20 protein-coding genes are annotated in these 23,643 nt (G+C 73.2%); 11 read left to right on the plus strand and 9 right to left on the minus strand.

The window, feature by feature from the left end; genetic code table 11:
* Window positions 1-102: 102 nt before the first annotated feature.
* Both AC07AZ_RS18805 and AC07AZ_RS18810 read left to right on the plus strand, forming a co-directional pair.
* Window positions 103-960, plus strand: coding sequence for a PHP domain-containing protein (locus AC07AZ_RS18805; RefSeq protein ID WP_478849026.1), 858 nt, complete (start codon window positions 103-105; stop codon window positions 958-960).
* Window positions 961-1,012: 52 nt separating this feature from the next.
* Window positions 1,013-1,618, plus strand: a complete 606-nt coding sequence (locus tag AC07AZ_RS18810; RefSeq protein WP_478849028.1) for a MarC family protein — start codon at window positions 1,013-1,015, stop codon at window positions 1,616-1,618.
* A gap of 81 nt (window positions 1,619-1,699) precedes the next feature.
* Here the strand turns inward: AC07AZ_RS18810 and AC07AZ_RS18815 are convergent, their stop codons facing one another.
* Window positions 1,700-1,852 carry a hypothetical protein gene (locus tag AC07AZ_RS18815; RefSeq protein WP_371669277.1) on the minus strand — a complete coding sequence of 51 codons (153 nt, stop codon included), beginning with the start codon at window positions 1,850-1,852 and terminating at the stop codon, window positions 1,700-1,702.
* A gap of 225 nt (window positions 1,853-2,077) precedes the next feature.
* Here AC07AZ_RS18815 and AC07AZ_RS18820 point away from each other — a divergent pair, with 225 nt between their 5' ends.
* Window positions 2,078-2,971 carry an NYN domain-containing protein gene (locus tag AC07AZ_RS18820; RefSeq protein WP_478849030.1) on the plus strand — a complete coding sequence of 298 codons (894 nt, stop codon included), beginning with the start codon at window positions 2,078-2,080 and terminating at the stop codon, window positions 2,969-2,971.
* A gap of 14 nt (window positions 2,972-2,985) precedes the next feature.
* Here AC07AZ_RS18820 and AC07AZ_RS18825 read toward each other — a convergent pair whose 3' ends face one another.
* Window positions 2,986-3,855 (minus strand): alpha/beta fold hydrolase, encoded by an 870-nt coding sequence (locus AC07AZ_RS18825; protein WP_478849032.1) that lies wholly within the window; start codon window positions 3,853-3,855, stop codon window positions 2,986-2,988.
* 276 nt (window positions 3,856-4,131) lie between these two features.
* Window positions 4,132-6,621, minus strand: coding sequence for a DEAD/DEAH box helicase (locus AC07AZ_RS18830; protein WP_478849138.1), 2,490 nt, complete (start codon window positions 6,619-6,621; stop codon window positions 4,132-4,134).
* 469 nt (window positions 6,622-7,090) lie between these two features.
* Between AC07AZ_RS18830 and AC07AZ_RS18835 the strand changes: the two genes are divergently transcribed.
* Window positions 7,091-7,840, plus strand: a complete 750-nt coding sequence (locus AC07AZ_RS18835) for a ferritin-like fold-containing protein (protein WP_478849034.1) — start codon at window positions 7,091-7,093, stop codon at window positions 7,838-7,840.
* Window positions 7,841-8,269: 429 nt separating this feature from the next.
* Here the strand turns inward: AC07AZ_RS18835 and AC07AZ_RS18840 are convergent, their stop codons facing one another.
* The 4 genes from AC07AZ_RS18840 to AC07AZ_RS18855 all read right to left on the minus strand — a co-directional run bounded on the left by AC07AZ_RS18840 (window position 8,270) and on the right by AC07AZ_RS18855 (window position 10,218).
* Complete coding sequence (locus tag AC07AZ_RS18840) at window positions 8,270-8,539, minus strand: hypothetical protein (protein ID WP_478849036.1); 270 nt, start codon at window positions 8,537-8,539, stop codon at window positions 8,270-8,272.
* 216 nt (window positions 8,540-8,755) lie between these two features.
* A complete protein-coding gene (locus AC07AZ_RS18845) occupies window positions 8,756-8,983 on the minus strand; it encodes a DUF3107 domain-containing protein (protein WP_356032698.1) in 228 nt (75 codons plus the stop codon).
* Window positions 8,984-9,130: 147 nt separating this feature from the next.
* Entirely contained in the window at window positions 9,131-9,772 is a 642-nt protein-coding gene (locus AC07AZ_RS18850) for a TetR/AcrR family transcriptional regulator (RefSeq protein ID WP_478849038.1), read from the minus strand.
* Between the two features lie 212 nt (window positions 9,773-9,984).
* Complete coding sequence (locus AC07AZ_RS18855; RefSeq protein ID WP_478849040.1) at window positions 9,985-10,218, minus strand: hypothetical protein; 234 nt, start codon at window positions 10,216-10,218, stop codon at window positions 9,985-9,987.
* Between the two features lie 162 nt (window positions 10,219-10,380).
* Between AC07AZ_RS18855 and AC07AZ_RS18860 the strand changes: the two genes are divergently transcribed.
* From AC07AZ_RS18860 to moeZ, 7 genes are all read left to right on the plus strand, one after another.
* On the plus strand, window positions 10,381-11,577 hold the full coding sequence (locus AC07AZ_RS18860; protein WP_478849042.1) for an alpha/beta fold hydrolase: 1,197 nt from the start codon (window positions 10,381-10,383) through the stop codon (window positions 11,575-11,577).
* A gap of 8 nt (window positions 11,578-11,585) precedes the next feature.
* Window positions 11,586-12,914: a DUF3152 domain-containing protein gene (locus AC07AZ_RS18865; protein WP_478849044.1), complete on the plus strand. Its 1,329-nt coding sequence runs from the start codon at window positions 11,586-11,588 to the stop codon at window positions 12,912-12,914.
* A gap of 263 nt (window positions 12,915-13,177) precedes the next feature.
* Complete coding sequence (locus tag AC07AZ_RS18870) at window positions 13,178-14,950, plus strand: DUF3492 domain-containing protein (protein WP_478849046.1); 1,773 nt, start codon at window positions 13,178-13,180, stop codon at window positions 14,948-14,950.
* A gap of 575 nt (window positions 14,951-15,525) precedes the next feature.
* On the plus strand, window positions 15,526-16,821 hold the full coding sequence (locus tag AC07AZ_RS18875) for a hypothetical protein (protein ID WP_478849048.1): 1,296 nt from the start codon (window positions 15,526-15,528) through the stop codon (window positions 16,819-16,821).
* 532 nt (window positions 16,822-17,353) lie between these two features.
* Window positions 17,354-18,313, plus strand: coding sequence for an NAD-dependent epimerase/dehydratase family protein (locus AC07AZ_RS18880; RefSeq protein WP_478849050.1), 960 nt, complete (start codon window positions 17,354-17,356; stop codon window positions 18,311-18,313).
* The gene (locus AC07AZ_RS18885) at window positions 18,301-19,053 is read left to right on the plus strand and encodes a spherulation-specific family 4 protein (RefSeq protein ID WP_478849052.1); all 753 of its coding nucleotides are present in this window, start codon (window positions 18,301-18,303) and stop codon (window positions 19,051-19,053) included. Before AC07AZ_RS18880 ends, AC07AZ_RS18885 begins: the two co-directional genes overlap by 13 nt.
* A gap of 63 nt (window positions 19,054-19,116) precedes the next feature.
* On the plus strand, window positions 19,117-20,295 hold the full coding sequence (gene moeZ / locus AC07AZ_RS18890; protein WP_478849054.1) for an adenylyltransferase/sulfurtransferase MoeZ: 1,179 nt from the start codon (window positions 19,117-19,119) through the stop codon (window positions 20,293-20,295).
* A gap of 65 nt (window positions 20,296-20,360) precedes the next feature.
* Here moeZ and AC07AZ_RS18895 read toward each other — a convergent pair whose 3' ends face one another.
* Together AC07AZ_RS18895 and AC07AZ_RS18900 are read right to left on the minus strand one after the other, a co-directional pair.
* A complete protein-coding gene (locus AC07AZ_RS18895) occupies window positions 20,361-21,917 on the minus strand; it encodes an alpha/beta hydrolase (protein WP_478849056.1) in 1,557 nt (518 codons plus the stop codon).
* Between the two features lie 115 nt (window positions 21,918-22,032).
* The gene (locus tag AC07AZ_RS18900) at window positions 22,033-23,577 is read right to left on the minus strand and encodes an alpha/beta hydrolase (protein ID WP_478849058.1); all 1,545 of its coding nucleotides are present in this window, start codon (window positions 23,575-23,577) and stop codon (window positions 22,033-22,035) included.
* Window positions 23,578-23,643 lie beyond the last annotated feature (66 nt).

The raw sequence follows: 23,643 nt of genomic DNA on the forward strand, positions 1-23,643 counted from the left end.
GTGTAGGGGGCGCCGGGCGGGTGTGGGTGTGACAGGGGGGCGGTGAAATGCCGCTATGCTGAAGCGTCCCCGTCCGTCACGTCACCGCCTGGAGTCAGCGTCGTGCGCATCGATCTGCACTGCCACTCCACGGCCTCCGACGGTACGGACACCCCGGCCGAGCTGGTGCGCAACGCCGCCGCGGCCGGTCTGGACGTGGTCGCGCTCACCGACCACGACACCACCCGCGGACACGCGGAGGCCCTCGCCGCGCTGCCCGCCGGGCTCACCCTGGTCACCGGCGCCGAGCTGTCCTGCCGCGTCGACGGCATCAGCATGCACCTGCTGGCCTACCTCTTCGACCCCGGGGAGCCGGCCCTGCTCGCCGAACGCGAGCTGGTCCGCGACGACCGGGTGCCGCGGGCGCGTGGCATGGTCGCCAAGCTGCGGGAACTGGGCGTGCCCGTCACCTGGGAGCAGGTCGCGCGGATCGCCGGCGACGGTTCGGTGGGGCGCCCGCACGTCGCGACCGCGCTCGTCGAGCTCGGCGTCGTACCGACCGTGAACGACGCCTTCACCCCGGACTGGCTCGCCGACGGCGGCCGCGTCCACGTGCCCAAGCACGAGACCGACCCCTTCGAGGCGATCCGCCTGGTCAAGGGCGCGGGCGGAGTCACCGTCTTCGCGCACCCGGCCGCCGCCAAGCGTGGCCGGACCGTGCCCGAATCCGCGATCGCGGAGCTGGCCGCGGCGGGACTCGACGGCATCGAGGTCGACCACATGGACCACGACCCGGACACCCGGGCGCGGCTGCGGGCCCTGGCCGGCGATCTGGGCCTGCTCACCACCGGGTCGAGCGACTACCACGGCAGCCGCAAGACCGTCTCGCTCGGCGAGTACACGACGGACCCCGAGGTCTACGGCGAGATCACCCGGCGCGCGACCGGCGCGTTCCCGGTGCCGGGCGCCGGCGGAGCCTGAGCCCCCTCGTCCCTCCACCCGTCTCCCTCCTCGCAAGGTCTGCAGCTCACCCATGTTCGACGCCGCCGTCTTCGGCTCCCTGTTCCTCACCCTCTTCGTCATCATGGATCCCCCCGGGATCACCCCGATCTTCCTCGCGCTGACCGCCGGCCGGCCCGGCAAGGTGCAGAAGCGCATGGCGTTCCAGGCCGTCTGCGTGGCCGGCGGGGTGATCGCCGTCTTCGGACTCCTCGGGCACCAGATCCTCGACTACCTGCACGTGTCCGTGCCCGCGCTGATGATCGCGGGCGGTCTGTTGCTCCTGCTGATCGCGCTGGACCTGCTCACCGGCAAGACGGACGAGCCGAAGCAGACCAAGGACGTCAACGTCGCGCTCGTCCCGCTGGGCATGCCCCTGCTGGCCGGCCCCGGCGCGATCGTGTCCGTGATCCTCGCCGTGCAGAAGGCCGACAGCATCTCCTCGCAGGTGTCGGTGTGGTCGGCGATCCTCGCCATCCATGTCGTGCTGTGGGTGGTGATGCGGTACTCGCTGCTGATCATCCGGGTCATCAAGGACGGCGGCGTGGTGCTGGTGACGCGGCTCGCGGGCATGATGCTCTCCGCCATCGCCGTCCAGCAGATCATCAACGGGATCACACAGGTCGTACGGGGGGGTTGAGCCCCGGGCATGCGCAGAGCCCCGGCTCGGCATCGGGTCGATGCGCGCCGGGGCTCTGGAATCTGTGTGGGACCGTGGGGGTTATGAGGCCGAGGTCCCGGCCGGCCGGATCCACAGCCGCTGGCCAATCGAGGCAGCCTGCTGAACGATTCGGTTGACGGAGGCGGCGTCCACGACGGTGCTGTCGACGGGCGTGCCGTCGACGTCGTCGAGTCGCATGATTTCGAAGCGCATGGGCTTCTCCCTTCGTCTGGTCATCCTCCTGAGGAGAACTACTGGTGGGTGGCGTGGGAGGCATCGGCGCCTCCTGTTCCATATGAGTGAACCTGCTTCGTGTTACGAACATTCCCTACGCTAAAGAAATTTTTCGAACGCCTAACTACCGACCGGTAAGTGTGGTGAACGAGACTGACCGGGACCGGTTGTGTTCGAAGCGTGACCGCCGGGACAATGGGCGTGATGAACGACGACCTCGCGGCGCTCACCGCCCGCATCGACCGCACCAACGAGCTGCTCCAGCGCATGCTCGCCGAGGTGGCGAAGACGCCCTCCACCCACGCGATCTTCGTCGACGCCGGCTACCTGTACGCGGCCGCGGGGCGACTGGTGGCGGGCACGGAGGACCGGCGCGCCTTCGAGCTGGACACCGAGGGGCTGATCGAGGCGCTCATCGACCGCGGCCGCACGATCTTCGCGGACAGCCGCCTGCTGCGGGTCTACTGGTACGACGGCGCCAGACGCCGCATCCACACGGGGGAACAGCAGAGCATCGCCGAACTCCCCGACGTCAAGGTCCGCCTCGGCAACCTGAACGCCAACAACCAGCAGAAGGGCGTCGACTCGCTGATCCGCTCCGACCTGGAGTCACTCGCCCGGCACCGCGCCATCAGCGACGCGGCCCTGCTCGGCGGCGACGAGGACCTGGTGTCCGCCGTCGAGGCCGCCCAGGGGTACGGGGCGCGGGTGCACCTGTGGGGCATCGAGGCGCCGGAGGGCCGCAACCAGGCCGAGCCGCTGCTGTGGGAGGTCGACAGCCAGCGCACCCTCGACCTCGACTTCTTCAAGCCGTACGTCGCCCGGCGCACCGCCGCGACCCACGAGGGCCCGGCCGCCCGGCCGACCCGGGAGGGTGTCCGGTTCGTCGGCGCGCAGGTCGCCGCGAAGTGGCTGGCGGCGCGCGGCCGGGAGTCCCTGGTGGAACTGCTGCCGGGGCACCCCTACCTGCCGGGTTCGGTGGACCAGGACCTGCTGGTGGAGGCGGAGGGCCTGCTGCAGTACTCGCTCCGCGGCCAGGCGGACCTGCGGCGGGCGCTGCGCGACGGCTTCTGGGAGCACCTGCGGACCCAGTACTGACACCGCCCGCCGGGTCAGCCCCCGGTGGTGTCCCAGAAGTCGGCGAGGGCACGCGCGGTCACCAGCGGCTGCTCCACGTTGGGTGAGTGCTCGGCTCCCGGGACGACCGTCCGGCGCGCCTTCAGTCGTACGGCCATGTCGTCCAGGAGGGTCACCGGCCAGGTGTCGTCACGAGCGCCCGACAGCACGTGCAGCGGGAGCGGAGCGGCGGCCAGCTCGGCGACCCGGTCCGGCTCCGTGCACAACTGTCGTCCTGTGGCGATGAGTTGGGCGGGCTTGTTGCCCAGCCAGCGGCGGCGCAACAGCTCCTGGTAGCCGAGGCCGCGGTCGGGCAGCTCGACCTCCTCCGGCGGGACCATCGCCTGCATCGCCTCCCAGACCTCCGCCATGCTCATCACCGCGAGCGCGTCCCGCAACAGCTTCACGCGCTGCTGCTGGGAGTCCGAGATCTGTGCCGGGCCCGAGGCCACCAGCGTGAACGAGTCGAAGGGTGAGTGGTCGAGCAGTACGGCGGCCCGCGAGATCTGCCCGCCGAGAGAGTGCCCGACCAACTGCACGGGACCACCGAGCGCCGCAGCCTGCGCGAGCACGTCCCGCGCCAACTCCTCCTGCGCGTACGGCGATTCGTCGTCGGCGGGCCCGTCGGACTCGAACTGCCCCCGGCCGTCGACGGCGACGGTACGGTACCCGCGCGCCGCGAGCGGCTCGTGCAGCAGCGTGAAGTCCTCCTTGCTCCCGGTGAACCCGGGCACCAGCAGGGCAACCCCCCTGGCCTCCACACCGGGCGCGACCGGCGCATCAACGACGGCGAACTCCCCACGCACGGTCCGCAGAGCGTACGCACGGGCACTGGACGGCGGACTGAATGCGGGTCGGCTGCTCACGGGGAGAGGGTAACGGGGGCGACGGGTAGCGGCGATACGGGGATGTCCCGGCCTCTCCGGCGTTTGAGGAGCGGGGGTCCGGGGGCGGAGCCACCGGGGGACGGGACGGGAAGGGGCGGCGGGGGCGAAAACAGCCCGGGCGCGGCCCGCCACGCAGGCGCGCCCCTGCCGCGAAGGCGCATCCCCGCCGCGGAGGGGCGAGGCGTGCACCCCCACACGGCCGACGGCCCGACCCCCACGCAGGGAATCGGGCCGTCGACGTCAGACAGAGAACACTCAGCCCTCGGAGGGCTCCACCGCGTCCGCGGCCTTACGCGCCCGCCGCACCCGCGGCGTGACCTCGGCCGAGCCACCGGCGACCTCGACGGCATCCGCGGCCTTCCGCGTACGACGACGCGGCGCGGCCTCCGGCTCCTGCGTGGCCTGAGCCGGAATCCCGACCCCCTCGACACTCTCGGCGGCCTTGCGGGTCCGACGCGGCTTGGCCGCGACGGCACCTTCGGGGGTGTCGACGGCGGCCTCGGCGGGGGCCGCGGTCTTGCGGGTGCGGCGCGGCTTGGCCGCGACGGTCTCGTCGGCCGGCTCCGCGCTGACCACGGCTTCCGCGGTCTTGCGGGTGCGGCGCGGCTTGGCCGCGACGGTCTCGTCGGCCGGCTCCGCGCTGACCACGGCTTCCGCGGTCTTGCGGGTCCGGCGCGGCTTGGTCTCGACGGCACTTTCGGCGGTGTCGACGGCGGCCTCGGCGGGGGCCGCGGTCTTGCGGGTGCGGCGACGCGGCGCGGGCGCGGCGACCTCGGCGGCCGCGGAACCCTCGGCCGTCTCGACGGCGGCCTCGGCGGGAGCCGCGGTCTTGCGGGTGCGACGGCGCGGCGCGGGCGCGGCCACCTCGGCGGCCGCGGAACCCTCGGCTGTCTCGACGGCGACCTCGGCCGGAGCCGCGGCGGCAGCCTTCCGCGTACGACGACGCGGCGCGGCGACCGGAGCCTCGGCCGCGACAACCTCGGCGATCGCCGCGCTCTCGGCGACCGGCGTCTCCGACACGGCCACGCTGCTGGCGTCAGCCGGCGACTCCGCCGAACTGCCCACCGACGCGGCCGACTTGCGCGTGCGGCGCCGACGGGCCGGCGTCGCCTCGGCGTCCGTGGCCGGGGCGTCCAGAGCCGGACCCTCGGCCGTCGTCACAGCGGCTTCGGCGGCCTCGGGGGCCGCCGGCTGCACCGGCGCTGCTGCCGTGGCAGGCAGGGCCTCAGGCGCCGCGCCGTTACGGGTGCGGCGACGGCGACGCGGGGTGCGGGGCGAGGTGATGTCGTCCGCCACGGCGGCGTCGGTCACGACCGCCGGAGTGGCCACCGGCGTCGTGGTCACCGACAGCGTCTGGTCCGCGTCCATCGGCGCACCGTTGCGGGTGCGGCGGCGCCGGCGCGGCGTCCGGGCCGTACGCTCACGGTCCGCGGAACGGGTCTCGTCCCGGCCACCACGGTCGTCCCGGCCACCACGGTCGTCCCCGCCACCGCGGTGGTCATTGCGACCACCCCGGTCGCCGCGGTCGCCGCGTCCGCGCGCTCCACGGCCACCGGTCTCGCCGAGGTCCTCGACCTCCTCCGCCGACAGCCCGGCGCGCGTGCGCTCCGAGCGCGGCAGGACACCCTTGGTGCCGGCCGGGATCTTCAGCTCCTCGAAGAGGTGCGGGGAGGTGGAGTAGGTCTCCGGCGGGTCGTTGAACCCGAGGTCCAGCGCCTTGTTGATGAGCTGCCAGCGCGGGATGTCGTCCCAGTCGACGAGGGTGATCGCGATGCCCTTGGCTCCCGCGCGGCCGGTACGGCCGATGCGGTGCAGGTACGTCTTCTCGTCCTCGGGGGACTGGTAGTTGATGACGTGGGTGACACCCTCGACGTCGATGCCGCGGGCGGCGACGTCGGTGCAGACGAGGACGTCGACCTTGCCGTTGCGGAAGGCGCGCAGCGCCTGCTCGCGGGCGCCCTGGCCCAGGTCGCCGTGGACCGCGCCGGATGCGAAACCGCGCTGCTGGAGTTGGTCGGCGAGGTCCGCCGCCGTCCGCTTGGTGCGGCAGAAGACCATCGCGAGGCCCCGGCCCTCGGCCTGCAGTATCCGCGCGACCAGCTCGGGCTTGTCCATGTTGTGCGCGCGGTAGATGTGCTGCTTGGTGTTGGCGACGGTGTGGCCCGCGTCGTCCGGCTCGGAGGCACGGATGTGCGTGGGTTGCGACATGTAGCGGCGCGCGAGGCCGATGACCGCGCCCGGCATGGTCGCCGAGAACAGCATCGTCTGACGGCGGGCCGGCAGCATGTTCATGATCTTCTCGACGTCGGGCAGGAAGCCCAGGTCGAGCATCTCGTCGGCCTCGTCGAGGACGAGCGCCTTGATGTGCTTGAGGTTGAGCTTCTTCTGGCCCGCGAGGTCCAGCAGCCGGCCCGGGGTGCCGACGACGACGTCGATGCCCTTCTTGAGGGCCTCGACCTGCGGCTCGTAGGCCCGGCCGCCGTAGATGGCGAGGACGCGCACGTTGCGGACCTTGCCCGCGGTCAGCAGGTCGTTGGTGACCTGGGTGCACAGCTCGCGGGTGGGGACCACGACGAGCGCCTGCGGCGCGTCCGTGAGGTCCTCGGGCTTCGCGCGGCCGGCCTCGACGTCCGCGGGGACGGTGACGCGCTCGAGGAGCGGGAGACCGAAGCCCAGCGTCTTGCCGGTGCCGGTCTTGGCCTGGCCGATGACGTCGGAGCCCGACAGGGCCACGGGGAGCGTCATCTCCTGGATGGGGAACGGCGTCATGATGCCGACGGCTTCGAGGGCCTCGGCGGTCTCGGGAAGAATCCCGAGGTCTCGGAAAGTAGTCAGGGTGCTGCCTCTTCTGTGTGCGCGGTGCGAGGCGAGCGCGGGGGTCGTGTCAGGACCGTGCCGGGGGACGTCGGCTGCGTTACTGGCGGGCCGTGGGGACACGGGACCACTGCCGACGCTCTAGCGCTCGAACCGCTGAGGGTCCCCCTCCGGGTTCCGTACGACCACTGCCGTACGGACGAGGAGGGCTGTCGGGTCGGAGCCGATCGGGCCACCGACCGGGCATCCTCATTCGTGCGGCCCGTCGAATACTCGGCGGGCGCCTTACCACTGTACCCCGGAAACGCGCACATGTGATGGCCGGATTGGTCACGTAGCCGGGGTCACAGTCATTGACCAGGGGCTTCCACTGTGCATGGAGCGGGCTATTGTGCGCTTCATGACGACGCCTGACAACACCTCCGACGCCCCCGCAGAAGCCGCCCCCCGGGCGACCGGAGTCGCCGCCCAGGACTGGGCGCAGGCCTCCGCCGAGCCTCAGTACCGGGCCGCCGTCGTGGACCTCCTCGGCGCGCTCGCGTACGGCGAGCTGGCCGCCTTCGAACGGCTCGCGGAGGACGCCAAGCTGGCGCCGACACTGGCGGACAAGGCGGAACTGGCGAAGATGGCGTCGGCCGAGTTCCACCACTTCGAGCAGCTGCGCGACCGGCTCTCGGAGATCGGCGAGGAGCCGACGTCGGCGATGCAGCCCTTCGTCGCCGCCCTCGACGGCTTCCACAAGCAGACGGCACCCTCGGACTGGCTGGAGGGACTCGTCAAGGCGTACGTCGGCGACTCGATCGCCAGCGACTTCTACCGGGAGGTCGCCGCCCGGCTGGACGCCGACACCCGCGCGCTGGTGCTGGGCGTGCTGGACGACACCGGGCACGCCAGCTTCGCCATCGAGAAGGTGCGCGCGGCGATCGACGCCGAGCCGCGGGTGGGCGGACGGCTCGCGCTCTGGGCGCGGCGGCTGATGGGCGAGGCGCTCTCGCAGTCCCAGCGGGTCGTCGCCGACCGGGACGCGCTGTCGACGATGCTCGTGGGCGGCGTCGCGGACGGCTTCGACCTCGCGGAGGTCGGCCGCATGTTCTCCCGGATCACCGAGGCGCACACCAAGCGGATGGCGGCGCTGGGCCTGGCGGCCTAGCCGGCCCGGGGACGACCTGGAGGTTGCCCGCGCCAAGCGGATGGCGGCGCTGGGCCTGGCGGCCTAGCCGGCCCGGGGACGACCTGGAGGTTGCCCGCGCCAAGCGGATGGCGGCGCCGGACCTGGCGGCCCAGTCGGCCGGGACCGGCTGGAAGCCGCACACCAGGCGGATGGCGGCGCCGCGGACGGCCGCGCCGGCGGATCGCCGCGCCGGGTCCGGCGGCCAGGGCGGCCCGGTCCAGCCGCGTCGCCCCAGCCGCCCCGGCACGCCCGGGAAAGAGGTCGCCCGCCCGACCCGTCGACACGGGTGGGCGGGCGGCGCCGGTCCGGTCGGATCCGGTCACGTTCCGTTCAGGCGGTGCAGGCGGGCCGGGCGCCCGATCGGCGCGTGCAGGCGGGCTGGTCGTCCGAGGCGTTCCGCCACCTCCGTCACGCCGGGGCCGATCGTCGCCGGAAGTGGCCGGCCGGGCGCAGCAGCAGTGAGAGCGAGGCCGCGGAGACCACCGCGGCGCCGACGAGGTTCAGCAGGAGGCTGCCGGGGCCCAGCGCGCTGTGCGTGAGGAACGCCCCGAAGAGGGCTCCCGCGACACCTGTCGCCAGTACGAGCGAGCGGGTGGGCAGGCGGTGGGACAGCCGGTGGACCGCCGCCCCGGCCAGCACCACACCGAGCAGCGCGGCACCGAGTGCTTCAAACAACATGACGAGTCCCTCCCACACGGCCGGACCTGCGCTTCACGGTCGTAGCCCGTCCTACCCGTGACCTGCGGAACGCAACCCTCGACCGTGTCCGTGGTGTGCTCCATCTGTGCGGGTTCCCGCCGACGGCGGGGGACGGCGGGTACCCGCCGTGGCGCGACCGACGCACGAAAGGGGCCCGGCGACCAGTCGGTCACCGGGCCCCTCCCGTCACATGCCCTACAGCGCGCCGAAGCCGACCTTGCGCGGCGCCGGCTCGCCCAGCTCGACGTACGCGAGGCGGTCGGCCGGGACCAGGACCTTGCGGCCGTGCTCGTCCGTGAGGCTCAGCAGCTGCGTCTTTCCGGCGAGAGCGTCGGCCACCACGCGCTCGACCTCGTCAGCGCTCTGACCGCTCTCCAGAACGATCTCGCGAGGCGCGTGCTGCACGCCGATCTTGACCTCCACGGGTATGTCCCTCCGACGGTCGGTGAAGTGCGCGACCTTCCGCGCCGTACCCAGCACACATTAGCCCGGTGCGGGGACGTTCATGCTCCGCCCGAGAACGCCAACAGCGAACATCGGACGGGAACAAACGTCCCCCTCGACCTCGCGTCAGGCGTGGTCCGTGCCGTGCAGCGGGAAACCGGCGATGCCCCGCCAGGCCAGCGAGGTCAGCAACTGGACCGCCTGGTCGCGCGGCACGCTGCGGTCGCTGTGCAGCCACGAACGCGCCACCACCTGGGCGAGACCGCCGAGACCCGACGCCAGCAGCATCGACTCCGCGCGCGACAGACCCGTGTCCTCGGCGATGACCTCGCAGATCGCCTCCGCGCACTCGTTCGTGACCTTGTCGACGCGCTCGCGCACCGCGGGCTCGTTGGTCAGGTCCGACTCGAAGACCAGACGGAAGGCGCCGCCGTCGTCCTCGACGTACGCGAAGTACGCGTCCATCGTCGCCCGGACGCGCTGCTTGTTGTCGCTGGTCGACGCGAGCGCGCTCCGCACGGACTGGATGAGGGACTCGCAGTGCTGGTCCAGCAGGGCGAGGTACAGATCGAGCTTGCCCGGGAAGTGCTGGTAGAGCACCGGCTTGCTGACGCCGGCCCGCTCGGCGATGTCGTCCATCGCCGCCGCGTGGTAGCCCTGTGCCACGAATACTTCCTGGGCGGCGCCCAGCAGCTGGTTCCGCCGGGCACGGCGCGGCAGGCGCGTCCCCCTCGGGCGTGCCGCCTCTGTCTGCTCGATGGCTGTCACGCCGCCTCCCAATGTCGTCCACACGCGGTGTGCGCCGCGCGGCCATCGTACTTTTCGGTAACCGTGCTGTGCGCGGTGCGAGCGCAGAATTTCACGGACCGGACAACGGCGACAGCCGCGCGAAGCGTCGCAAAGAGGGGCGCTCCGGGCGACAGCGCCCCCGCCGCTGGTCAGCGCGGTCCTTCCGGTCGCGTCGCCGGGCGCCCGTCAGCTCACCGGTAGTCGTCCTCGTCGAGGGAGACGACGCGCGCCTGTTCGATGAGGTCGCCCTCGTCGCCGCGGGTCGGGTCCACCTCGGTCAGGGGGTCGTCGCGGTCGGGTGTGACGTCCGTGAGCTGCTCGGCGGCGTCGTCCTCCGGCGCTTCCACGCCGATCTCCGGTACGCCGGGCGCTCCCTCGGCGCTCTCGTCGGCGAACGTCTCGGGATCGGTGGGGTCGACGGTCATTGCGGGCTCCCTTCCTAGAACGTCCCTGTCGATCAGGGGGCCACGTACGGGTGCCCTCAGTTCGAGCCTAGGAGACACCCGATCCGGTCGCCAAGCGATCCGGGCGTCTTCTGTGACGGCGAACACATGAGCCACAGCGTGATCGTCTCGTAACATTGCCGCATGTCTTCGACCGAGCTGCCCTCCGTGCCGGCCACCACCGTGCTTCCGAAGGTGTCGCCCGTCAGGGTCGCCGAGGGCGAGCGGCTCAGGTCGGTCGGGCTGCCGGGAGTCACGCTGGCGGTGCGGTCGAGACCCCCGGCGCGCCAGGGCCTGCCGCCCGCGCTCTACGTCCACGGTCTCGGCGGTTCCTCGCAGAACTGGTCGGCGCTGATGCAGTTGCTCGACGGGGTCGTCGACGGCGAGGCCGTCGACCTGCCGGGCTTCGGCGACTCCCCGCCACCGGACGACGGCGACTACTCGGTCCTCGGGCACGCGCGCGCGGTCATCCGTTTCCTCGACGCGTCCGGGCGTGGGCCCGTGCACCTCTTCGGCAACTCCCTCGGCGGCGCGATCTCCACGCGCGTGGCCGCGACACGCCCGGACCTCGTGCGAACGCTCACCCTCGTCTCGCCCGCCCTGCCGGAGCTGCGCGTCCAGCGCACGGCCGTACCGACGGGCCTGCTCGCGGTGCCCGGAGTGGCCGCGCTGTTCACCCGGCTCACCAAGGAGTGGACGGCGGAGCAGCGGGTCCGCGGGGTCATGGCCCTGTGCTACGGCGATCCCGCGCGGGTCTCGCCCGAAGGCTTCCGGCACGCGGTGGAGGAGATGGAACGGCGGCTGCGGCTGCCGTACTTCTGGGACGCGATGACGCGGTCCGCGCGCGGGCTCGTCAACGCCTACACACTGGGTGGCCAACACGCGCTGTGGCGCCAGGCCGAGCGGGTCCTCGCGCCGACCCTCCTCGTCTACGGCGGCCGGGACCAGCTCGTCGGGTACCGCATGGCCCAGAGGGCGGCCCGTGCCTTCCGCGACTCCCGCCTGCTCACCCTGCCGGATGCGGGCCACGTGGCGATGATGGAGTACCCGGAGACGGTCGCCCACGCCTTCCGTGAACTCCTCACGGACACGGGGGAGTTGACGCCCGCCGCCGAGGGCGCCGATGGCCTGCGGCGGGCCGGTGGCGGCGACCGGACCGGTGGTGCCGGCGGTGGCGAACGCGACCGGACCGGTGGTGCCGGCGGTGGCGAACGCGACCGAACCGGTCGTGCCGGCGGTTCCGACCGTGCCGGGGGTGCCGGCCGAGCCGCTAGTGTGGACCGTGCCGATGGCACGGCGCGCGGCGACCGGTCGGGCGCCTCCGAGAGCGCGGGGAGCTGACGGGCGAGGTGGGACGCCACAGCCGGCGCGGGTCTGCCCGACCCGCGGACAAGGACGGCACCGCGGACGATTCCGCGAACAGGGGCCCCCAGGGCCCCGAGGGCTCACGAACTCCGCGGAACGCGCAGGGAGCGCCGACGTTCCCCGACGGCACCCCCGCGCACGGCTTTCCGCGGTTCCCCGACGGCACCCCCGGGCGCGGAACGCCCCGACTGCCCGACGGCACCCCGGCCCACGGCTTCCCCCGGGTCCGTGGCGGGCACCCCGAGCAGCGCGAACCAGGCGGCGGCTGGGGCGAGTTGAGCGCACAGGGCGGCGCCGGAAAGTCGGGAAGGTCCGGGATCGCCCTGCCGCGCCAGCGCAAGGCGGGCCCCCGGCAGGACTACGTCGACGCCTTCGACGCGGACGACGACCTCTCCGCCCCCCGTGTCCCCCTCGCCCGGTCCGCCGGCGCGACCACGGTTCCGCGGCCCACCCGTCCCGGCCGGATCGACGGCGCCCCGCCCGCGGGGGAGCCCGGCGGGGCCAAAGGCTCCAAGGGGCGCACGTTCACCGGGATCGCGGCCGCCGCCGTCACCACCGTGCTGGCCGTCGTCGTGGCCGGACAGGTCACCGGCGGGCGTGACGACGCCGAGGCCGGAGCGCGGTCCGCGTCCGACCAGACGCGCGACGCCCGGGGATCCGCCTCCCGCGGGGACCAGCGGCCCACCCCGTCGGGTTCCCCCGCCGTGGCGGCGCTGACATACGCGCAGAAGATGGGCACGACGTACGCGCTCGGCGCCAAGGCCAAGGGTTCCGGGAAGTTCGACGCGGTTCCCGGCGTCGACAAGGCACCCGGCAAGGGCCGGAAGTTCACCTACCGCGTGGACGTGGAACGCGGACTCGGGCTCGACGGCGCGCTCTTCGCCCAGGCCGTGCAGAAGACGCTCAACGACGACCGGAGCTGGGCCCACGACGGTGCCCGTACGTTCCAGCGCGTCCCCTCCGGCGAGGTCGACTTCGTGATCACGCTCGCCAGCCCCGGCACCACCGCCAAGTGGTGCGCCAAGTCCGGTCTCGACACCACCGAGGACAACGTCTCGTGCGACTCGGCCGCCACCGAGCGCGTGATGATCAACGGCTACCGCTGGGCCCAGGGATCGACGACATACGGTGACCAGATCCACGCCTACCGGCAGATGCTGATCAACCACGAGGTCGGTCACCGGCTCGGCTACGGCCACGTCACCTGCGACAAGGACGGCGAACTGGCGCCGGTCATGCAGCAGCAGACCAAGTTCCTGAACCACGACGGCATCCACTGCCGAGCCAATCCCTGGCCCTACCCCGCGAGTTGACGGGCGCCCCCGACGTCACGCCGGCCTGCGTGAGCCCCCGCGTGCGCGGCGCCCGACCGCCGTCCGGCATGTGACGCTGCGCGTCCGAGCGATCTCCTAGCGCGACGGAACGCGCCCCGCACCGGAAAGTCACGACCGTTCACCCCTTCTGGTGGCGTGATGGACAACCGTCCGTCGCGCCACCGTCTTGTCCGCATACGTTCGTCCCGCTGCGAGCCGTCGGGCCAACGGCGGCTCCCCATACGGGAGATCGGGGGTGCACTGTGCGCATTGGGTTGCTTACGGAGGGTGGCTATCCGTATGTGAGCGGTGACGCGAGGCTCTGGTGCGACCGGCTCGTGCGCGGGCTCGGGCAGCACGAGTTCGACCTCTACGCGCTCAGCCGCAGCGAACGGCAGGAGGACGAGGGCTGGGTACCGCTGCCGCCGCAGGTCAGCAGGGTCCGTACCGCACCGCTGTGGACAGCGGAGGTCGACGGCCAGAGCTACGGGCGCCGTGCGCGCCGGCGCTTCGCCGAGTGCTACGGGGAGCTCGCGGACGTGTTGTGCGCCGGAGGAGGCGCCCTCGGGCCCTCCGCCGCTGGTGCCCCGGGCGCCGGCGACTCGCCGCGCTTGCCCGGTCCGGGTTTCACGGAGGCGGTGGGGGAGCCGTCCGTCACGGAGGCGGACCGTTTCGGCAGCGCGCTCCGCGGACTCGCCGAACTCGCCCGCGACGAGGGCGGCCTGGTCGGAGCGCTCCGCTCGGAGACCGCCGTACGCGCCCTCGAACGCGCCTGTCGCGCGCCCGGCGCCCTGCGTACGGCGCGTGAGGCGCGCGTCCCCGAACTGCTCGCCGTGGCCGCCCACCTGGAGCGCGCCCTGCGCCCCCTGTCCCTCGACTGGTACCGGGACGACGGCCTCGGCGCCGTAGACCTGTGCCATGCCGCGTCCGGCGGCCCGGCGGCGCTGCCCGGACTGCTCGCCCACCACTTCTTCGACGTGCCCCTGCTCGTCACCGAGTACGGCGTCCACCTGCGCGCCCACTACCTGGCCGCCACGGACTCCGCACCCGCGGTCCGCGCGCTGCTCGCCGCCTTCCACGGCAGGCTCGCCGCCGAGACCTACCGCCGGGCCGTGCTCGTCACCCCCGGCAACACCCACGCCCGCCGCTGGCTGGAACGCTGCGGCGCCGACCGGGCGAAGCTGCGCACCGTCTACCCGGGCATGGACGCGGCCCACTTCGCGGACGTGGGCGAGTCGGCCGAGTCCGCGGACCCCGGCACCCTCGTCTGGGTCGGCCGCGTGGAACCCGCCAAGGACCTGGTGTCCCTCCTGCACGCCTTCGCGGAGATCCGCAAGGAGGAGCCGAGAACCCGCCTCAGGATCGTCGGCGCCCCCACCGGTCCCGGGGGCGCGGCCTACCTCGGCCACTGCAGGGCACTGGCCGCACAGCTCTTCCCCGACGAGGCCGACGGCCTGCACGCGGTCGGCGACAACCCGGTCTCCTTCGTGGAGATCGGCGGCCCCGAGGTGCCGTCCCCGGCCGACGCCTACGCCTCGGGTTCCGTGACCGTCCTGTCCAGCGTGGTCGAGGGGTTTCCGGTGAGCCTGGTCGAGGCCATGTTCTGCGGCCGGGCCACGGTCTCCACGGACGTCGGCGCGGTGGTGGAGGTCATCGGCGGCACGGGTCTCGTCGTACCCCCGCGCAACCCGCGGGCGCTCGCCGAGGCGTGCCTGACGCTGCTGCGCGACCCCGCACGCCGTGAGCGCCTCGGCGCCGCCGCCCGCGCCCGGGCGCTCGAACTGTTCACCGTCGAGCAGAACACCACCACCTCCCACGGCATCTACCTGGAGATCGTCTCGCACTGCCCGGTCCGCCGGGTCGTCCTCGACGCCGCCGGCGACCCCCTCCCGTTCGCCGCCCCCGCCGAGGCCCACGTCCCCGCCCACTGGACCGGGCCGGGCGCGCGCTTCGCGGCCCACGACGTCCCCGGCCGCGAAGCGGGACCCCCGGCACGGGACCCCGGCCCCGTCCCCGCCGCGGAGGGAGCGCGATGAACGGCTCGGGGGAAGCGAGTGGTTGGGGAGACGCGGGTGGCTCGGGGGAGTTGAGCGGTCTCGGGGAGACGAGCGGTTTGGGAGACGCGGGTGGCTCGGGGGGCTTGAGCGGTCTCGGGGGAGGGGGTGGCCTGGGGGACGCGGGTGGCTTGGGGGAGTTGAGCGGTCTCGGGGAGACGAGCGGCCTGGGAGAACCGGACCGCTCCGAAAGGCCGAGCAACCCCGGCGGACGGGACCCACGGTCACAGCGGTGGCTGACGGGGGACACGCGGGCGCGGGAGAACCGGGAGCCGGGGGAGAGCCGGAGCCCTGAAGGGGACTACGGCATCGGCGTCGGAGGTGCGGGGGGTGCCGGCGAGGCGGGAGGTGCGGAGGGTGTCGGCCAGTCGGGGGCCGGGCTCGGGGGCGAGTCGGGGGTCGGGCGTATCCGCGAGGCGGGGGACGGGCTCGGGGCGCGTGCCGGGCGTCCCCGCGCGGCGGGCGCCGGGCGTTCGGATGAGGCGCGTGCAGGGCGTACGGGCGACGTGGGTGCCTGGGGCGCCGGTGCCCCCGGTGCTGGGCGCGTCACCGCTGAGGTGGCCGCCGGGCGTACCGCCGCCGAGCGGAGTGCCGGGCGTACCACCGTCGAGCGGAGTGCCGGGCGTGCCGGTGCAGAGCGGAGTGCCGAGCGTGCCGGACCTGCCGGCGCCGAGCGGAGTGCCGGGCGTGCCGTCGCCGGGCCGGGTGCGGACCGTGCCGGTGAGGCCGGCGCCGGGCGTACGCACTCCGCCGCTTCCCGCCGTACCGCCGCGGACCCCGTGAAGGCGCTGATGCATCGTCATCGCGACCTGTGCGAGCGGGCCGTGGACCCCCTGGAGATCGCGGCCGGTCTGGAGGCCCACGGCGTCACCGACCGCACCGCGGCACGCTTCCGCCACCGGGACGTCTTCTCGCTGGCCGAGGAGCTCTACGCCCGCACCCCGCGTGACGGCGAAACGCCTCCGCCCGCCGCCTCCGTCACCACCCCCCGGGTCCGCGCCGACTGGGCGCTGCTGACCCTCCTGCCCGGCGCGCTGTGCGCCGCCGCCGTGGCGGCACTTCGCCTCACCCACGGCCAACACCGGCTGATCGCGGCCGCCGTGGGCCTCCTCGCCCTGGCGCTCGGTCTGCGCGCGGCGCTCGCCCGCGGCCCGCTCGGCCCCAGGGACCACACACCGCCCGGCGTGCGCGTCGCCGGCCTGGCGACCTGCTGGCTGCTCGCCTACGCCCTCCTCGGCGACGGCCTGCTCCACGCCGCCGTCACCGGAGGCCCGGACGAGCCGCCCACGGGATCCCCGGACGGCCCCTGGCCCCTCGCGGCCGCCCCCGTCCTGGCGCTCGCCCTCTCCTGCGCCCCGGCCGCATGGTGCGCCCACCTGTTCACCGTGCGCGCCCGCCGCAGGCTGACGGCCAGCCGAGGACTGGAGGACTTCACCGCCTCCACGCGCCCCCTCCTGCTGAGCGCCTTCGCCCTCTACCTCGGTGCCCTCGGCATCCTCATGGCCCTGTGCGCCGCGGTGCTGGACGAGCCCGCCGCCTACGCACGCGCCACCACCCTGGGCGCCCTCCTGCTCCTGGCCCGCCTCCTCACCCTCCACGGCTTCCCCCACAGCGCCGCCCTCGCCCTCGCCGCGACGGCAGCGGCCCAACTGGTCGCGCTGGCAAGCGTGTTCGCGGCCCGCCTCCCCGGCTTCGCCCCTGTGGGGGCCCCCGTGAAGACGGTCGTCGACACCTGGGGCCCGGCCGCCGTCCCCACGCTCACCTGCGCGGTCGCCGCCCTCGCCCTGCTGCTGCACGCGACCCGCACTCTGACCCGAGCGTCCGCCCACGCCCCCTCGGACCAGCCATGGTGACCCCGTCGGTCGCCCCGGGCCTTCTCCGGTCACCCCGCCCCACGGCGCCGCCGCGTGCCGACCGCACCGTCACCGCGCGAAGGCCGCCCGTTCACAGCCGCCGCCACGACCAGCCGCAGGCGCCCCGCTGTGCCGCCGTCCCGCGCAGGCCACTGGCCCGCGGCCCCCACGACCAGCCGCAGGCGCCCCGCTGTGCCGCCGTCCCGCGCAGGCCACTGGCCCGCCGCCCCCACGACCAGCCGCAGGCGCCCCGCTGTACCGCCGTCCCGCGACGGCCACTGGCCCGCCGCCCCCACGACCAGCCGCAGGCGCCCCGCTGTGCCGCCGTCCCGCGACGGCCACTGGCCCGCCGCCCCCACGACCAGCCGCAGGCGCCCCGCTGTGCCGCCGTCCCGCGACGGTCACCCGCCCACCGCCACACCCAGTCGCAGGCGCCCGGTCCGGACGCCGGAGGCAACCGCACCACCCCCGTTGAAGGAGAACCCCAGATGATCACCTCCCGACCCGAAGCCTCGGCCCCGGGAGCCGTCCGATGAGAGTCCTGCTGATCGGAGCCAACGGCTACCTCGGCCGTTTCGTGGCCGACCGCCTCGTCGCCGACCCGGCCGTCCAGCTCACCGCGCTCGGCCGCGGCGACGACGCCGACGTCCGCTTCGACCTCGCGTCCGGCAGCCCCGGCGCCCTCACCCGCTTCCTCGACGCGGTCCACCCCGGCGTCGTAGTCAACTGCGCGGGCGCCACCCGCGGCGGTGCCCGCGAACTCACCCGCCACAACACCGTCGCCGTCGCCACCGTCTGCGAGGCACTGCGCCGCAGCGGCTGCGGCGCCCGGCTGGTGCAGATCGGCTGCGGCGCCGAGTACGGCCCGAGCCAGCCCGGCTCCTCCACGGCCGAGGACGCCGTGCCCCGCCCCGGCGGCCCCTACGGCGTCAGCAAACTCGCCGCCACCGAGCTGGTCCTGGGCTCCGGTCTGGACGCCGTGGTGCTGCGGGTCTTCTCCCCTGCCGGCCCGGGCACGCCCGCCGGCTCCCCCCTCGGCCGCCTCGCCGACGCCATGCGCCGCGCCATGCAGTCCGGCGACGGCGACCTCAAACTCGGCGGGCTCGGCGCCCAGCGCGACTTCGTCGATGTACGCGACGTGGCCCGCGCAGTCCACGCCGCCTCCCTGTCCGCCGCGCAGGGCGTCATCAACATCGGTTCGGGCCGTGCCGTGCGCCTCCGAGACGCCGCCGCCGTGCTCGCCCGCGTGGCCGGATACGGCGGCGCCCTCCACGAACTCGACGGAGCACCCGGTCAGCTCAGGGTGTCCATCGGCCACCCGCGCACCGACTCCGACCACGCGGCTCCCGTCGCCTACCCGTACCCCGACGGCTGCGGCAACTGGCAGCAGGCCGACGTGCGCACCGCGCGCGACCGCCTCGGCTGGCGGCCCCGGATCAACCTCGAGGAATCCCTCGCCGACATCTGGATGGAGGCGGCGTGCCGCCTGTGACCAGCACAAGAGCGGGCACCGCGAGCACCGGCGTCCACACCGGCCTGGGCATCCCCGGCTATGCGCACCCCCTCGTCGCCCCCACCGAATGGGCCGAACTCACCCGCCCCGGCACGCCCCTGCACTGGGTCGTCCTGAACGTCTCCGGCGGCGGCCCCGGCAGCCGCCCCGACCCGCACTGCCTGGAAGCGGCCGGCCGGCTGCGCAACGCCGGTGTCCGCGTCCTCGGCCACCTCGACACCCGGTACGGCACCCGTGCCTTCGGCGAGGTGATCTCCGACGCGCAGCGCTACACCGACTGGTACCGGGCCGACGGCTTCCTCCTCGACCACTGCCCGACCGAGCGCACCGCGCTGCCCGCGGTCCGCCGCACGGTCACCACACTCCGCGCGCTCCGTGCCGGCGCGCACATCGTCCTCGGCCACGGCACCCACCCGCACCCCGGCTTCGCCGAACACGCCGACCAGCTCGTCACCTTCTCCGGCGCGTGGAGCGACTACCGCTGGTCGCAGGTGGCCGAGTGGACCGCCGAGCACCCGCCCGAGCGTTTCTGCCACTTCGTCCACGGCGTCCCGCTGGGGCACCTCGACGAAGCCCTGCGGATCGCCCGCTGGCAGGGCGCCGCCACGATCTGGTTCACCGACCGCACGGACTTCGGCGGGCGCACCGACCCCTGGGAGGCCATGCCCGGCTACTGGGACGACATCGTCTCGCGGGTCGGAACGGGTGTCTCGGAATGAAGAAGCCCGTGGCAGTGTTACGGGGAGAACAACTGTAGTGATTGACCGACCAACGGAGTCCCCGTGTCGCTGCCACCCCTGGTCGAGCCCGCCTCCGAGCTCACCGTAGACGAGGTCCGCAGGTACTCCCGCCACCTGATCATCCCCGACGTGGGCATGGACGGGCAGAAGCGGCTGAAGAACGCCAAGGTGCTCTGTGTGGGCGCCGGCGGCCTGGGCTCGCCGGCGCTGATGTACCTGGCCGCGGCGGGCGTCGGCACGCTCGGCATCGTGGAGTTCGACGAGGTCGACGAGTCGAACCTGCAGCGGCAGATCATCCACAGCCAGGCCGACATCGGCCGCTCCAAGGCCGCCTCCGCGCGTGACTCCGTGCTGGGCATCAACCCGTACGTGAACGTGGTCCTGCACGAGGAGCGGCTCGAAGCCGACAACGTGATGGACATCTTCAGCCAGTACGACCTGATCGTCGACGGCACGGACAACTTCGCGACCCGTTACCTGGTCAACGACGCCTGCGTGCTGCTGAACAAGCCGTACGTGTGGGGTTCGATCTACCGCTTCGACGGGCAGGCCTCCGTCTTCTGGTCCGAGCACGGGCCCTGCTACCGCTGCCTGTACCCGGAGCCCCCGCCCCCGGGCATGGTCCCCTCCTGCGCCGAGGGCGGGGTTCTGGGTGTGCTGTGCGCGTCCATCGGTTCCATCCAGGTCAACGAGGCCATCAAGCTCCTCGCCGGTATCGGTGAGCCGCTCGTCGGCCGCCTGATGATCTACGACGCCCTGGAGATGCAGTACCGCCAGGTCAAGGTCCGCAAGGACCCCGACTGCGCGGTCTGCGGCGAGAACCCCACCGTCACCGAGCTCATCGACTACGAGGCCTTCTGCGGCGTCGTGTCCGAGGAGGCCCAGGAGGCGGCCGCCGGCTCGACGATCACTCCCAAGCAGCTCAAGGAGTGGATCGACGACGGTGAGAACATCGACATCATCGACGTCCGCGAGATCAACGAGTACGAGATCGTCTCGATCCCCGGCGCCCGGCTGATCCCGAAGAACGAGTTCCTGATGGGCACCGCGCTGGAGAGCCTGCCGCAGGACAAGAAGATCGTCCTGCACTGCAAGACGGGTGTCCGCAGTGCGGAAGTCCTCGCCGTGCTGAAGTCCGCGGGCTTCTCGGACGCCGTGCACGTCGGCGGCGGCGTCATCGGCTGGGTCAACCAGATCGAACCGGACAAGCCGGTCTACTGAGCCGGCATCCCGGTCCGGACGGCGGGGGCTTCGCGCATCGACGGTGCGTGAGGCCCCCGCCGTCGTCATGAGCAGACCTTGCCGTCCTTCGGCACCGTCCCCTTCAGCAGGTACGCGTTCACCGTGGAGTCGACGCAGTCGCTGCCGCTCCCGTACGCGCCGTGTCCCTCGCCCTTCCAGGTGAGCTCCACACCGACACCGCTGCCCAGCTCGTCGGCCATCCGGCGGGCCCCCTCGTAGGGCGTCGCCGGGTCGCCGGTGTTGCCGACCAGCAGGACCGGTGCCGCACCGGGCGCCTTCACCTCCGGGGTGTCGTACTGACCCGCCACCGGCCACTCGTGGCACCAGCCGGCCGTGTCCCAGCCCATGAAGCTCCCGAACACCGGCGAGATCTTCTCGAAGGCCGGCAGCAGTTTCCTGGTCTCGGCGAGCGTCGGCCGCTGCTTGTCGTCCAGGCACGATATGACCCGTTGCGCGTGCGTCGTCGTGCCGTAGTGGCCGGAGGCGTCCCGCTCGTTGTACTCGTCGGCGAGGGTCAGCAGCTCCGAGCCGTCCCCCTCCTGCGCCGAGGCCAGGGCACTGGTGAGGGTGGGCCAGCCGGACCTGTTGTACAGCGGCAGCACGATGCCGGTGACCGCCAGCGTCTGGGTCAGCTTCCGCCCGGACGCCGTGGACAGCGGCTTCGTGTCGAGCCGCTTCAGCAGGTCCGCGATCTTCCGTGAGCCCTGCTCCGGGTCCTGGCCGGTGGACTTGAGGTAGTCGTTCAGCGCGCGCTGGAAGCCCCGGGCCTGGTTCTCAGCGTGGCCCACCGTGCCGGCGCTCGGGTCGACGACCGCGTCGAGGATCAGCCGCCCCACGTTCTGCGGGAACAGGTGGGCGTACACGCCGCCGAGCTCGGTGCCGTAGGAGATGCCGAAGTAGTGCGTCTTCCTGTCGCCGAGGACCTGGCGCATCAGGTCGATGTCCCGGGCGGTGTCGGTGGTCGAGACGTGCCCCAGCAGCTTCCCGGCGGCCTTCTGGCAGCCCTCGCCGAAGTCGGCGGCGTCCCGGAAGTACGCCTGTTCCTCCGCCGGGGTGTCCGGTGTGGCGTCCACCGCCTCGGCGGCCTGGATCGCCTTGTCGGAGCGGCAGCGCAGCCCCTCGCTGGCCCCGACCCCGCGGGGGTCCCAGCTCACCAGGTCGTAGCGCTCGCGCAGCGCGGACACCGTGGCCGAGTACGCGGGCAGCGTGGACACGCCGGAGGCGCCGGGGCCGCCGAAGTTGAACAGCAGTGAGCCGATGCGGTCACCGCCCCGGGCCTTGCCCCGGATCAGCGCGATGCCGATGGTCTCGCCGCCCGGTCGTGACCAGTCCAGCGGCGCCCTGAGCGTCGTGCACTGCCAGTCGCTGCCCGGCGCGGGGGAGTCCGCGGTGGCCCTGCAGCGCCCCCAGGAAGGCTTCTGCGAGGTCAAAGACGAGGGCAGGGCCGCCGTCGCGGACGTGCCCGGCGGAGAGGCGGCCGACGGGTCGCTCCCGCTCGTCCCCCGGCCGTTCTTGCCGTCGCCGGACGAGCCGCCGCCACAGCCCGCCGTCAGCAGTGCGGCGGCGGCCACCAGGGCCGCCCACCGTACGAAACGCGTCATCGCCTTCCCCCCTCGCAGGCCCCCCGCATCGTGCCGCGGGTGGCGTTCAGGCCATGGTAGGCGGATCACGCGGCGACCGTCGGAGCCTGTGGATAACGCTCTGACCTGTGGTTTTTCAAGAGCAGACGGTGCGGGCCGCCGGTACCTCGCCGTTCAGCAGATAGCCGTTCACGGCGGCCTGCACGCACTTGTTCCCGCTGTCGTACGACCCGTGCCCCTGCCCCTTGTACGTCAGCTCGACGCCGACGCCCTTGCCGAGCGCGTCCACCATCTTCTTCGCCCCCTCGTACGGCGTCGCGGGGTCGCCGGTGTTGCCCACGACGAGGATCGGCGCCGACCCGGGTGCGCTCACGTCCGGATGGTCGGCGGCACCCGCCACCGCCCAGTCGGTGCAGCTGGCCATCGACCAGGCCAGGAAGTCGCCGAACAGGGCCGAGGCCGCCCGGAACTCCGGCAGCTTCCCCTCCACATAGCCGGCGGTGTACCGCGGCCTGTCGTCGGCGCAGTTGATGGACACGTTGGCGGCGGTGATGTTGCTGTACGTGCCGTCGTCGTTGCGCCCGTTCAGCGAGTCGGACAGCAGCATCAGGACCCTGCCGTCACCGTCGTACGCCTGCTCCAGGCCCTCGGTGAGGTACGCCCAGAAGTCCTTGGAGTACAGGGCCTGCGCGATGCCGCCGGTGGCGGCGGTCTGGGTCAGCCGGCGCGGGAAGACTCCCGGGATCGGCTTGCCGTCGAGGTCCTTGAGCAGCTTGGCGATGCGGTCCTTGACGTTCTGCGGGCTGTCGCCGATCGGGCAGTCCCCGGTCTTGGAGACGCAGTCCTCGGCGAAGTTGCCGAGCGCCAGCTGGAACCCCCTGGCCTGTCCCAGCGAGCTCTGCTCGGGGTTCTGCGTCGGGTCCACGACCGCGTCGAACACGGCGCGGCCGACGTGCGTCGGGAAGAGGTGGGCGTAGACGCCGCCGAGTTCCGTGCCGTAGGAGATGCCGAAGTAGTACAGCTTGGGGTCGCCGAGTACCTGCCGCATCAGGTCCATGTCGCGGGCGGCGTCCGTGGTGCGCACATGCGGCAGCACCTTCCCGGAGTTCTTCTCGCAGGCCCCGTTGAAGTCCTTGGTGCTGTTCAGGAACTCGGTGCGCTCGGCGGCGTCGTCGGGGGTCGCGTCCTGCTGGAAGTAGGCGTCCAGCTGCTGGTCGTCCTCGCACTGCACGGGCGCGCTGCGGCCGACCCCGCGCGGGTCGAAGCTGACCAGGTCGTAACGGGTGCGCAGGGCCGCGTAGTCCTTGCCGAAGGCGGGCAGGGTGGTGACGCCCGAGCCGCCGGGGCCGCCGAAGTTGAAGACGAGCGACCCGATACGCCGGCCGGCGGCACCGCTCGCCTTCGCCCGGATCAGCGCCAGCCCGATCGTGTCGCCCTTCGGTTTGCTCCAGTCCAGTGGTGCTCGCATGGTGGCGCACTGCCAGGTGTCACCGTCCGGCAGCGGCGACGGGGCCGCACCGCCGCCCTCCGCGGCGGACGGGGCCGGGCAGCTCTTCCAGTCCAGCTTCTGGGCTGTCAGATCCTCGTCCTTGGCGTCGTCGCCGCAGCCCGCCAGTACGGAGGACAGCAGGAGGGCGGTGGCGGTCACGGCCGTGGCGCGCAGTCGGCAGGAACTCGGCATGCTCCCATCCTGCGCTCGCGCGCGGGGCGCCGCTCGGGGCGCGAGCCGTCCGGGGTACCTCCACGG

The organism is Streptomyces sp. NPDC043878 (assembly GCF_056435735.1).